We start from the raw sequence: 11877 nt of genomic DNA, 5'->3' as shown, positions 1-11877 counted from the left end.
GTGGACGGTTTTCGCGGTTCAGGCTTGCCGTGGGCGCAGTTCCAGCAGGTGCAGATGCCAGGCGGCGTCTTCCCCGTCCTCGCTGTCCCCGCCCACCAGGTCCGCCGGGAACGCGTCGGCCAGTGCCTCGGGGATCTCCGCCATTTCGGTTTTGGCGAGCACACCGAGGTCATAGCCGGTCTCCTCGGCCAGGTCGGCGACCAGCGCCGGATTGCCCAGCGCCTCGCCGAACCACAGGTATGCCTTGCCCCGTGGGGTAAGCAGTTCGCGGCCTTCGGCGAGGAACCGGCGCAGTTTGGCGTACTCCGGGTCGAACATGGTCTCGTCCCAGATCGACGTGTCCACGCTGTCCTCGGGCGCGTTCAGGAACGGCGGATTCCAGTAGATTCCGTCGAAGCGCTCGTCCGGCCCGACCGCCGAGTAGAGGTCGCTTTCCCGTGCGGTGACCCGGTCGGCGACCGCGTGCCGCCGCGCGTTCAGCTCGGTGTTGCGCACCGCCGCCGGGTTGATGTCGAGCCCGAGCACCCGCTCGACCCCCGCCCGCGCCGCGAGCACCGACATGATGCCGGTTCCGCAGCCCATCTCCAGAAACGAGGACATCCGGTCGAACGGAATCCGGCCCGCGAACAGTTCCCCGCCCGGCGAGTAGGTCGGCGGCCACACCTCGTCGAGCAGATCCCATTCCAGCCCGGCCAATGCGAACACGGCGGGCCGGTGCCGGTCCGCGCGGTATTTCTCGATGATGTTCCGGCCGATGAGAAGTTCGAAATCTCGCGTTTCCATGCTGTCCCGTCTCCGCTTCGGAATTTCGGATCGGCGCGGCGATAAAACGAAGTCAAACAGCTCCGTTGGCACCGCGCAATATCGCGCGGCGAACGCCGGTCAGCCGAATGGCGGCGCCCACCGGACCATGGCGTCCATCGACCGCCGGGAAACCGCTTCGGGAAGGAATCCGCCGAGCCACACGCCGCTGTTGCGGACGGCGATCGCCGGGGGCGAGGACAGTTCGGCGAACCGGCCCATCCACCGCGACATCCGGCTCAGCCGGGACGTGCGCGGCCGTCTGCTCGCGTCGTAACGGGCGAGGCCGGCTCGCAGTTCGTCCCACGACCGGGCCGGGCCGAGGGCGTGCGCGAGTTCCACCGCGTCCTCCAGCGCGAGGTTCGCCGAGCCGACGTTGGGCGTCATCGGATGGGCCGCGTCGCCGGTCAACACCATGCGACCGGCGAAAAACCGGTCCACCGGACGCGCGAGTTCCTCGATCCGGTCGAAGAACAGCACCTCCCGCGCCGAGCGCTCCAGCAGCCGGGGGATCGGCTCGTGCCAGTGTCCGAAGAGCGGCACCGGACCGTCCTCGACGTTTGCCCGGTGTGTCCTGGCCAGCGCGGAGAAGTGCACCCGTCCGCCGGGCAGCGGCAGGATCGACAACCGCAGGCCCGCGCCCCAGGTCTCCGCCGCGTCGAGGGCGAGCCCGTCGGCAGGCACCACGCAGCGCCAGCTCACCGAACCGGTGCGGCGCAACCCGGGATGCTCGGGGTACAGCTCGCGCCGGGCCGCCGAACGGATGCCGTCGGCGGCGACCACCAGGTCTGCTTCGAGTTCGGCGCTGTCCACCCGGATCGTGCCAGGCGTATGCGCGTCGCCGACTCCGGCCGGCTCGACCCGCGCACCAAACTGGATAGTGCCGGGAGGCAGAGCGTCCGCCAACGCGGTGATCAGGTCGGTCCGGGGCAGCGCGCGGATCGGCTCGCCGTACCGCTCCTCCACGAAACCCAGGCTGCTGCGGGCGATCCACCGGCCGCTGGGCGCTCGCACCCCGCCCTCCCGCTGGACGACGGATCGGGCCTGCACCGCGTCGCCGACGCCGATCGCGTCGAGGGCGAGCATGCCGTTGGGGGTGATGCCGATGCCGCCGCCGGTGGTGCGCAGATCCGGCCCGCGCTCGAAGACGCGCACCGTCCACCCGCGACGGTCCAGCGCCGCCGCGGCGGCCAGTCCCGCTATTCCGGCTCCGATGACATTCGCGGAAAGCATCCTTTATCTCCATTCGCCGAAACAGCAGCTATTCTTGCTACCTTCCGGAACATGCATTCCTTCAAGGTCCGGCTGCTCGCCCACGTCGAGGCCTGCCGGCCGGACACCGTCTTCTACGCTGGTGCCATCGGATTGAGCGGCGCGATTCTCACCCGGCCGGACGCGGGGTTCGCGGTACTGTTTCCAGCCTGGTTCGTCCCGACGCTCGCGTGGATCGCGTCGCTGTACGGCGGTGACTATTTCGATCGTGACCTCGACGGTCTCACGAAACCGCATCGGCCGATACCGTCTGGCCGAATCCAGCCGGTCACCGCGCGCAACGCGATGGTGTTCCTGATTGGCGCGGGAGCGTTATTCGCGGTGACGGTCAATCCGCTGACGGTGCTGCTGTCGATCCCGGCCGCGGTCTTCGGCATCGCGTATGCGCGGTGTCTGAAGGGAAAAGGCTTGTGGGGCAACGCCAGCCGCGGCCTGCCCAGTGCGCTGACAGTGCTCTACGGCTCGATGACCGTGCAGCCGCTGCCGGTGCCGGAGCTGGTGGTCCTGTCGCTGATGTTCTGGGTGCACGACTCCGGATCGAACCTCCTCGGCGCGCTGTGCGATCGCGACGGGGACCGCCGGGGCGGCTACCTGACCTACCCGGTCCAACGCGGCGACGAGGCGACCGTTCGCGGCCTGACTGGGTTTTACGTCGGCTGGGTCGCTTTGGCGCTGGCTGCTCCGGCGGTGCTCGGCGGCCGGGTCGATCCGGTGGCTTACTACCTGCCCCTTTCCGTCGCGATCGCGCTGGGCTGGGTTTCGCTGCGCAGCGTGCTTCGCGCGCCACGGCCGATCTCGCGGGCGGTGAGTGTGCGGGCGCACGAGATCGTGGTGGTCGAGCGGATCGTGCTCGGCACCTTCCTGATCGCGGCGGCCGGCCGGGCCGGACTGGCACTGACGGTCGGGGTGCCGTCGCTGCTGCTGACCGTCCTGGCCCGGCGGCTGATGCGCCGTCGATACGAACCCGCCGGTTCCTGACGGCGGCGCCGCTGGTTTGGTCGTCCGTGAGGGGAACCCTGAGGGACTCTGATTCCCTCAGGGTTCCCCTCGCGGACGTTTGCTCCCATGCCAGTGGCTGAAACTGCGTGACAGCCAGGCGACAGTCCACAAAGGACACAATCGCCGCCGAAATGTCCGATTGGTGCTCACCTGACCGCGTCCTCAGGTCCTTCACGGACCATCAGGCCTTTAGGGCGTTCCGCGGATCGCCGCCCTTGTAAAGCCCGAGCACCAGTTCATGCGAGTAGCCCAGCAGCTCCTGCAGTTCCGGCGGCAGCTCCGCGATGGTCTCCGGCGGGACGCTCAGCAGGCTGTTCTCCACCGGCCGCAGCCAGCCGACCTGGAAGCCGAACGAGAGGATGTGCCGCTCGTCGGACTCGGTCGTGTTCGCGCCGCCCGCGTGGAACAGGTCCTGGCGGAACAGCAACGCGTCGCCCTTCGCCATCTCCACCTGAGCCGCTTCGCTCCAGTCCGGCGGCGGGTCGATCGGCGAACCGCTGTGCGCGCCCGGCACGACCCAGGTCGCCCCGTTCTCGGCGGTGAAATCGCTCATCGCGCACATCACCGAGAGCGCGATCGGATTCTCCCCGTACGGGGCGTGCCGCCACGAGAACGTGTCACGGTGCAGTTCCTGGCGAGGCGCGCCGGGCTTGCGGCCCATGTACTCGGCGATGATCAACAGGATCGTGTCCGACAGCGGCTTCAGCAACCGGCGGGCGGCGCTGACGATGTCGCGGTGCAGCACCATGTCCGTCGCGCTGGGGATGGCTCCGATCAGCTGGTGCAGCGTGACCGACGTGTCGCCCTGGAACTGGGCGAGCAGTGACTTAGCCGCGTACTCCGCCTCCTCCGGGTTCTCGGCGAGGTACTTCTGGACCTGGGTGACGTAGGTGTCGCACTCCTCGCCCGAATACGCCCCCGAAAGGACGACCGCGCCCTCCTCCCGGAACGCGGCGTCCATCGCCGCGACGTCGTAGGGCTGAGCCAGCCGCGGGACAATGCTGCCCATGTGGTGAACCACCTTTCGATTCGGTCTTGCCGGGGTAACGCGAGCGGTTCACCAGGTGACGGGAAGCCGCTCGATGCTGACGTCCATGCCCTCGGCCCGCCAGCGCACCTCGTGCGGCGGACCGGCCAGCCGGAGGCCCGGGATCCGGGCGAACAGGGTGCTCAGCGCGACGGTCAGCTCCATCCGGGCGAGCGCGGCGCCGAGGCAGTGGTGGATGCCGTGGCCGAACGCTAGATGCGGGCTGCGCCGGGCGTCCGGGACGATCGCGTCGGCGTCGGCGAATTCCGCCGGGTCGCGGTTGGCTCCGACGCGGGACGCGATGACCGTTTCCCCTGAGGCGATACGAATGCCGCAAATGTCCACATCGGACTGCGCGATCCGCTGGATGCCCACCTCCTCGTCCTGCAGCCGCAACAGCTCCTCGACCACGTCGTCGATCGGTACCGCCCCGGTCCGGACCGCGCGCAGTACCGGCGGGTTCTCGAAGAGCCGGAGCAGGCCGTGCGCGATGGCCGACGCGGTCGTGACGTAACCGGCCATCAGCAGGCCCATCGCCATCGAGGAGATCTCCAGCCGGCTCAGCCCACCTGGTTCGTGGGATTGCCGGGCCAGGTCGCTGAGCAGATCCCCGCCGTCCGGCTTCGCCGCGACCAGCTCGACCACAAACCGTTGCAGGTCACCGAAAGCCGTCCCGATGTCCCCGGTCGAACGCAGCACGACGTCCGCCCAGCCGCGAAACCGCGTGCGGTCCGCAGCCGGGATGCCCAGCAGTTCGCTGACGATCGCGATCGGCAACGGGTAGGCGAACGCCTCCTGCACGTCGACCACTCCGCCCTCGGCCAGCATCGCGGTTACCAGGCGGTCGGCGACTTCCGTCGCGCGTTCGCGCAGTTCGGCGATCCGGCGGACGGTGAACGCCCGGCTCACGCTGCGCCGCAACCGGGTGTGCTCGGGCGGGTCCTTGAGGAACATGAACCCGGCCGCGAGGTTGTTCTCGTCGGCGGCCGGAAGCACTCCCGGATACTGCGTGCCGAACGCCGGATGGTTCAGCACCTCGCGCACGTCCTGGTATCGCGTGACGAGCCACGCTTCTGCTCCGCCGGCCATCCGGACTTTCCGGATCGGTGCGGCCTCGCGCAGCCGGGCCAGCGCCGGGGCCGGGTCGATGATCGAGTCGCGCGCGAACGGATAGTCCGTCAGCGGTTCGGCCAGTTGTTCCTGCCGCACATCCGTCACCTCCTTCGCTTCGGTCATGCCGGGAACGCCGCTTCGACGGCGTCGGCGAACTCGTCGGGGCCGCGTCCGTTCCGCAGCCGTTGGGAGAACCGGGCCAGCCGTTCGGCCATGGCGGTGTCGTCGGCGACCTGTTTGAGCACGTCCGCCAGCTGATCCGGGGTGAACGGCTCGTGCAGCCGGACGCCGAGACCGAGTGCTTCGACGCGATCCGCGACGCCGCGCTGTTCGCCGATCTGCGGCGCGATCAGCACCGGAACCCCTTGTGCCAGCGCCTCCAACGTGCTGGTCAGCCCGCCGTGGGTGATCGCGGCCGACGCGTGCCGCAAGGTGTCGATCATCGGCAGCTTCGCCCGCAGCAGCACCCGGTCGGAGACCGGTCCGACGTCGGCGGGGGAGATCTTGGCGCCCAGCGCGGCGGCGGTGTGCCAGCCGAGTCGGTCGGCCCCTTCGACGCAGGTGCGGAAGAAATCGAGGTTGTCGGTGAAGACCGTGCCGAGCGAAACCACCGCGAGCGGCTTGGCTTCGCGCAGCCACGCCAGTTCCGGCGACTGCTCAGCGGGCCGGACGCACGGCGTGATGAAGGTGAACCGCGAGCCGAACGTCTCCCCGCGCGGCTGGATCTCGCGCGGGAACAACGCGATGTTGCGTTCGGCCTCGTTGTCGAAGAATTCCTCCGGCGACACCTCGGACTCCAGGCCGATCTCCCGGAGGAACGAGGCCACCGCACCGAAAAACGCGGACATCGACTCGTCGGTGTCCTTACGCGACTGATAGTCCTGGTGCAGCGAAAACTCGGAGTTCGACGCGAAAACCGGCCACGTGCGGACCACCGGGATGCCGCGCGCCCGGCCGAGTAGCCACCCCGACGTCGCCAGCACGTCCGACACGAGCACGTCCGGCCGTCGCTCGCCGACAGCGCGTTCGAGCTCCGCGTAGGACGCCCGCGTTTCCTCCAGCAGCAACGGCAGCACCTTGCCCATGTCGGCCAGTTCCGCCCGCGCGGAGTCCATTGGGGACTCGTACGGCACCACCTCAACGACCTTGCCGACCTCGGCCGCGAAGCTCCCGGACGCGAGACAGCGCACGCGATGACCCCGCCGGACCAGCTCGGCGAGACCCGCCAGCACCGGGTAGACGTGCCCCCACGCCGGGACGGACGCGAACAGCACCTGCCGCCCCATCAGACGCCCCTGCCGCGTGCCTCGACCAGCATCCGTTCCGGAAACCGGTCACCGAGCATGTTGACCCGCCACGGCACCGCTTTCCACGCCTCCAGCATCCGGAAGTCCAGGCCGCATTCGGTCAGCGCGTCGACCGCGACCTGCAGTTCGAGCCGGGCGAGGTTGGCACCGAGACAGCGGTGGATGCCGAAGCCGAACGCGAGGTGCTTGACCAGCCCCGGTCGCTGCGGGTCGAACACGTCCGGGTCGGCGAACAGGTCTTCGTCCCGGTTGGCCGCCACGAGCGGGGCCACCACCATGTCTCCCTTGTGGACGGTGACGTCGCCGATCCGGACGTCCTCGGCGGCGAACCGCGGCATCGACTCGCCGTTGTCGCCGGACTGGACGCGCAGCACCTCCTCGACAAACCTCGCGCGCAGGTCCGGCGCGGTCCGCAGCTGAGCCAGCCACCCGAACTCCAGCAGATAGCGCACCGCCACCGAGATCGCGTTGGCCGTGCTGACATACCCGGCGACTGGCAGGCCGAGCACCATCGTCGCGAGTTCGACATCGTCAACCGCGTCCTGGTCCCGCTGGGCCCGGATGAGGTGCGCGAGCAGGTCGGTGCCGTCCGCCCCGCGCGTGCGGCGCCGGTGTGCGATCAACTCGCGCACGTAGTCGTTGAGCTGCTTCCAGCCTTCGAGTGCCACCACGCCCTGCGCCTCCGACAGCGGCACGAGCAACTGGTCGGACAGCCGCTGGAACATCGCCCGGTCCGGCTCCGGCACGCCGACCACCTCGGCGATGACGTTCATCGTGAGCGGCTTGGCGAAGTCCGCCATCACGTCGGCCCGTCCGGACACCGCGGCGAGCAGCTGGTCGGCCTTGGCCTGGATGGCGTCCCGGTAACGCCCGACGCAGCCGATCGCGAACGGGCCCGCCACCAGGCCGCGCAGCCGGGTGTGTTCCGGCGGGTCCTGGAAAATCGACTCGTTGGCCTCGGCCGTACCCGCCCCGCGCTCCGGGTCGATCGGCGACACGCTGAACGCCGGGCCGCCCAGCACCTTCCGGATGTCCGGATAACGGCTGACCAGCCAGACCCGCGCGCCGTCCGGCCCCTCCGCCGGCGACACGGGACAGGCGGCGCGCAGCTTTCGCCAGTCGATGCCATCGAGGTCGGCGGGCCGGAACCGTTCGACCGGCGGCGGCCGGCGGGAGGTGGTTTCCGCGGTGCGGTCGGACATCGTGCTCAAGTCCTCTCGGTCAGCGCGAGCCGCGAGGGGCCGCGCACGAGCATCCCGGTCTTCCAGTCGATTCCCGCCTCCCCGCGCGCCAGCCGCAGACCCGGCGCGGTGGCGGTCAGCACTTCCAGCGCCACCTGCAGTTCCAGCCGGGCCAACGGCGCGCCGAGGCAGAAGTGCGCGCCGACGCCGAAGCCGAGGTGCGGATTGGGTGTGCGGGCGAAGTCGAGACGGTCGGGATCGGCGAAGACCTCCGGGTCCCGATTGGCCGCTGCGGAAGCGGGTACGACCGGCGAACCTGCCTCGATCAGCGTCCCGCTCAGCACCATGTCTTCGACGGCGTAACGCGGGGTGGTGCCGTTGGCCTCCAGCGGCACGTAGCGCATCAGCTCCTCGACCGCGGACGGGATCAACGACCGGTCTTCTGTCAGCGTCTGGAACCGGGAACGGTCCGTCAGCAGCAAGTACAGGAAGTTCGGCAGCTGAGTCGACGTGGTCTCGTAGCCGGCCACGAGAATCGTCATCACCACGATCACCAGCTCGTAGTCGGTGACGTCGCCGGTCTCCGTCTGTGCCGCGAGCATCGCCGAGATCAGGTCGTTCCTCGGCCGTTCTCGCCGCTGCGCCACCAGTTCGACGACGAAATCCCACATCTTCCCGGTGGCGGCCAGCCGTTCATCTTCGGTGATCGAGGTGGTCGCCAGTCCCGCTTCGGCCCACTCCCGGAAGCTCGCGCGCTGGTCGTAGGGCACGCCGAGCAGCTCGCAGATCATCTTCAAAGTGAACGGAAGCGCGAATTCCTCGACACCGTCGAATTCGTCGTCGGTTTCGGTGATCAGCTCGGTGGCGATCGCCGTGGCGCGCTCGCGCAGCCGCGCCACGGTCCGTGGGGTGAACGCCTGCCGGCAGACCGAGCGGAGCCGGGTGTGTTCCGGCGGGTCCATCGCGACGATGCCGCCGGAGAAGTTCTCCCTGGTGACCCGGGGGACGTCGCGCTCCAGCGAGGCGGCGCGGGAGAACCGGGGATCGGTCAGCACCGTGCGGACGTCGGCGTACCGGGTGACGAGCCAGGCCGGTTCGCCGTACGGGAACTTGACCCGGCTGACCGGCTCGAAGCGTTGCCGGAAAAGGTATTCCGGCTCCAGGTCCAGTCCGGACGCACGCGGGAACGGGAACAAGGTCCTCATGCCCGGCCCGCCAGCAGCCGGTTCTCCGTCACGACCGCCTCCGCGCCCCGGCGCGGGACGAGCATCGGCCCCTTCGGCGCGACCGCCTCCGGCGCGGTGCGGACGAGGTCCAGCCGGACGTGCCGCAGGATCGCGCCGATGATCGTGCGCATCTCGACCATCGCCAGCGACGCGCCGAGGCAGCGATGCGTGCCGCCGCCGAACGGCAGGAAGTGCGCACTCGGCGGCTCGGCGGGGAAGAACCGGCCGATCGAGTAGGTCTCCGGCCCGGGGTACAGGTCCGCGGACAGGTGCAGCAGGCCGAGCGACACCGCGAACATCGTCCCGGCCGGGAACGTCCATCCGTCGTACGTCCAGGGCTGGGTCGCGATCCGGCCAACGTCCAAAGTGGCCGGACGCGTGCGGATCGCCTCGTGAATGGCCGCGTCGAGCACCTTCGGGCCCGCGCCGCTGACCTGGTCGAGCGCGCCGGGAGCCCGCAGTACGCGTTCGAAGAACCACGCCAGCTGGGTCGCCGTTGTCTCCTGGCCCACCGCGAGCAGCGTGACGAGGTGGTCGCGCAACTCCTCATCGTTCTGTTGGCGGGCAAGCAGAATCGAGAGCACGTCGCGGCCGTTGTCGACTGGATTGGCCCGCCGGTCGGCGATCTCCGCGTAAATGATCCCGTCGACCTCGCGCAGCAGCCGCTGAAACCTCGCCCACGGCCCGAATCCGCCGAATTGCCTGCGCACGGCGGGCAGCAGGATGATCAATGGGTTGATGTCGAGCAAACGCGGCACCAGCACCCGCAGCCGGTCCAACCGGGACGAGTCGGTGATGCCGAAGACCGCGCGGATCATCACTTCCAGCGTGACGCGCTGGAAACAGTCGAGCAGCCGGACGGTGTGCCCAGCGGGCCATTGCCGGATCTCTTGCTCCACAATGGACACCATCACCTCGACGTACGCGGCGACGTTGTCCCCGTGCAACGGCGGCATCAGCTCCTTGCGACGGCTGGTGTGCTGGGCTCCGTCGGACATCAGCAGCGAATGGCGGCCGACCACGAACTTGATCGGTTCGTTCGCCGCGGCCGCGCCGAACGAACCGGCATCGTCGCGCAGGATCCGGCGGATGCCGTCCGGCGCGCAGACGTAGACGACGTCGCCGAACCCGAGGATGCGCGCGGTGAACAGGGGACCGTAACGCCGGAGACAGGACTTGCCGAACCGCACCGGAGCCGCCGCCCACATCAGGGTCTGTACGAGTGCGGGCAGCCTTGGCCCTGGTGGCAGGGAACGGCGCAGCTCGGTCACCGGTCGGCCATCGTCTTGAGCCACCGGCCGAGACCGCGCAGCGCGAACGTGTGCGCGATCAGGTCGTCGGTGTAGCAGAGGTCGTCGAAGTACAGCCCGACGTTGCTCGGCCGCCACGTGCCCTGGTCGTCCTGGTGGTTCACCAGCCACTCCACGGCCCGCAGCACGGCGGCGCTGCTCGGGTCTTCGCCGCCGGCCAGCAGCGCGAACAACGCCCAGGCCGTCTCCTCCGCGGTACTGCCCTTCGGCGGAAGCTCGTGCCGCAGCGGCCAGCCGCCGTCGGCCGCTTGGTTGGCCAGCAGCCACTTCCGGGCCGCGTCGGCGGCGGGGGAGCCGTCCGCGAACGCCTCCAGCAGCCTGCTGGTGCCGTGGGTGTTGTCGCGGAACCACACCGACGCGATCGAACCGTCGCGGCACTGGTGGCCGCGCAGGTACTCGCGGGCCCGCGCGAGAGCCGAGCCGGGGGACTCCGACAGCCCGAAACGGCGCAGCGCCAGCACCACGTGCGCAGTGACGCCAGGACACGGCCGGTCGTTCATGATGTGCGTGTCGCGCACCCACTCCGACCACGAGCCGTCGCGGTTCTGCATCTTCAGCAGCCACTGGATGCCGAGCTGCACCGCCGGGTGGGTGCGGGGCACGCCGAGGTCGGCCAGCGCGCCGAGCACGACGGCGGTGTCCTCGGACTCCGGCCAGCCCGACGGATTGGCCCAGCCCCAGCCGCCCGGCGGAATGTCGAACTGGCGGAACGGCTTGTTCCACTGGTTGCGCAGCAGCCACTCCCGGGTCCGGCGCAGCAGCGGATGATCCGCCGGGTCCCGGAATTCGCTGAGCGCCATGACCGCGTAGGCGGTGACCGAGATTTCCAGGTCCCGGTCGATGGCCCACGAGCCGTCCTCACGCTGGGTCTGCAGCAGGTAGTGCAGCGACGTCAGCTGCAGATCGATGCCGACGCCCGCCTGCCGCAGGCCGAGATAGACGAAGCCGGCGATCATCGGGCACTCCTCGATGCCGCCGTTGGTGCCGGAGATCTCCCGCAGCCAGTCCAGTGCCTTCGGCTCGGCGATCCGGCCGAACAGCTTGCGGGGGAGGCCGCGTTTCATCGTCCGGCTCTGCATGATTCCGAGGCCGAGCACGGCGGGCAGCGCGATGGACACTTTGTTGCGCCACCGGCGCGGCACCAGCACGGTCTCGACCGGCAGGTCCGGCTGTTGCTCGAAGTCGCGCAGGCCGGTCAGGGCCCAGATGGTCGGCAGCGCGGCGGGCCACGTCTTCGGTGCTTCGCCGGACAGGCCGGGGACGACGTTCACCGCGTCGTTGTCGTCAAGGAATACGCGCGCCCGCTCGATGGCATCGTGTGCGCCGTCCCGGTCGATCTCGTGCAACGCTGCCAGGCCGAACGCGGTCATCCCCGGGCTGCTCGGCCATTCGGCGTCGGCCATCGCCCAGCCGCCGTCGCCGCGCTGGTAGGCGCGCAGCCACCGGACCGCCGAGTCGATGCGGTCGCGGTAACCGACCGGATCGGCGCGGTTGAGCGAAAGCGCGCCGAGCGCGGTGGCGATCGTGGAGGACGACAGCCGGTCTACCCAGGAACCGTCCTCCCGTTGCCGGTCGTACAGGTTCGTGATCGCGCGTTCCGCGGCCTTTTCCGCTCGTGCCTGAAGCTGTTGGACGTCCAAA

The 11877-nt window shown here is 69.6% G+C and carries 10 protein-coding genes; 1 reads left to right on the top strand and 9 read right to left on the bottom strand.

The annotated features are described in order from the left end of the window. Positions 1 to 18 precede the first annotated feature (18 nt). A complete protein-coding gene (locus ACFSVL_RS07015; protein ID WP_378301524.1) occupies positions 19 to 783 on the bottom strand; it encodes a methyltransferase in 765 nt (254 codons plus the stop codon). A gap of 99 nt (positions 784 to 882) precedes the next feature. Continuing rightward, positions 883 to 2034, bottom strand: coding sequence for an FAD-dependent monooxygenase (locus ACFSVL_RS07010; RefSeq protein WP_378301522.1), 1152 nt, complete (start codon positions 2032 to 2034; stop codon positions 883 to 885). A gap of 51 nt (positions 2035 to 2085) precedes the next feature. Between ACFSVL_RS07010 and ACFSVL_RS07005 the strand changes: the two genes are divergently transcribed. Then, the gene (locus ACFSVL_RS07005; protein WP_378301520.1) at positions 2086 to 3051 is read left to right on the top strand and encodes a UbiA family prenyltransferase; all 966 of its coding nucleotides are present in this window, start codon (positions 2086 to 2088) and stop codon (positions 3049 to 3051) included. A gap of 202 nt (positions 3052 to 3253) precedes the next feature. Here the strand turns inward: ACFSVL_RS07005 and ACFSVL_RS07000 are convergent, their stop codons facing one another. The 7 genes from ACFSVL_RS07000 to ACFSVL_RS06970 are packed head-to-tail and all read right to left on the bottom strand — an operon-like array spanning position 3254 to position 11876. Then, positions 3254 to 4081: a phytanoyl-CoA dioxygenase family protein gene (locus tag ACFSVL_RS07000; RefSeq protein ID WP_378301519.1), complete on the bottom strand. Its 828-nt coding sequence runs from the start codon at positions 4079 to 4081 to the stop codon at positions 3254 to 3256. A gap of 48 nt (positions 4082 to 4129) precedes the next feature. Continuing rightward, the gene (locus ACFSVL_RS06995; protein ID WP_378301517.1) at positions 4130 to 5335 is read right to left on the bottom strand and encodes a cytochrome P450; all 1206 of its coding nucleotides are present in this window, start codon (positions 5333 to 5335) and stop codon (positions 4130 to 4132) included. Next, positions 5332 to 6498: a macrolide family glycosyltransferase gene (locus ACFSVL_RS06990; RefSeq protein WP_378301515.1), complete on the bottom strand. Its 1167-nt coding sequence runs from the start codon at positions 6496 to 6498 to the stop codon at positions 5332 to 5334. Before ACFSVL_RS06990 ends, ACFSVL_RS06995 begins: the two co-directional genes overlap by 4 nt. Then, complete coding sequence (locus tag ACFSVL_RS06985) at positions 6498 to 7721, bottom strand: cytochrome P450 (protein ID WP_378301513.1); 1224 nt, start codon at positions 7719 to 7721, stop codon at positions 6498 to 6500. Before ACFSVL_RS06985 ends, ACFSVL_RS06990 begins: the two co-directional genes overlap by 1 nt. 5 nt (positions 7722 to 7726) lie before the next feature. Beyond that, positions 7727 to 8905 carry a cytochrome P450 gene (locus tag ACFSVL_RS06980; protein WP_378301511.1) on the bottom strand — a complete coding sequence of 393 codons (1179 nt, stop codon included), beginning with the start codon at positions 8903 to 8905 and terminating at the stop codon, positions 7727 to 7729. Further along, complete coding sequence (locus ACFSVL_RS06975) at positions 8902 to 10197, bottom strand: cytochrome P450 (RefSeq protein ID WP_378301510.1); 1296 nt, start codon at positions 10195 to 10197, stop codon at positions 8902 to 8904. The genes ACFSVL_RS06980 and ACFSVL_RS06975 overlap by 4 nt, the downstream gene beginning before the upstream one ends. Next, a complete protein-coding gene (locus ACFSVL_RS06970; RefSeq protein ID WP_378301508.1) occupies positions 10194 to 11876 on the bottom strand; it encodes a prenyltransferase/squalene oxidase repeat-containing protein in 1683 nt (560 codons plus the stop codon). Before ACFSVL_RS06970 ends, ACFSVL_RS06975 begins: the two co-directional genes overlap by 4 nt. Position 11877 lies beyond the last annotated feature (1 nt).

Origin of the sequence: Amycolatopsis silviterrae, from assembly GCF_042684085.1 — a bacterium.
Taxonomy (GTDB): Bacteria; Actinomycetota; Actinomycetes; order Mycobacteriales; family Pseudonocardiaceae; genus Amycolatopsis; species Amycolatopsis silviterrae.
The sequence above is the reverse complement of the archived record's forward strand: the minus strand, read 5'-3'. Positions and strand labels throughout refer to the sequence as shown.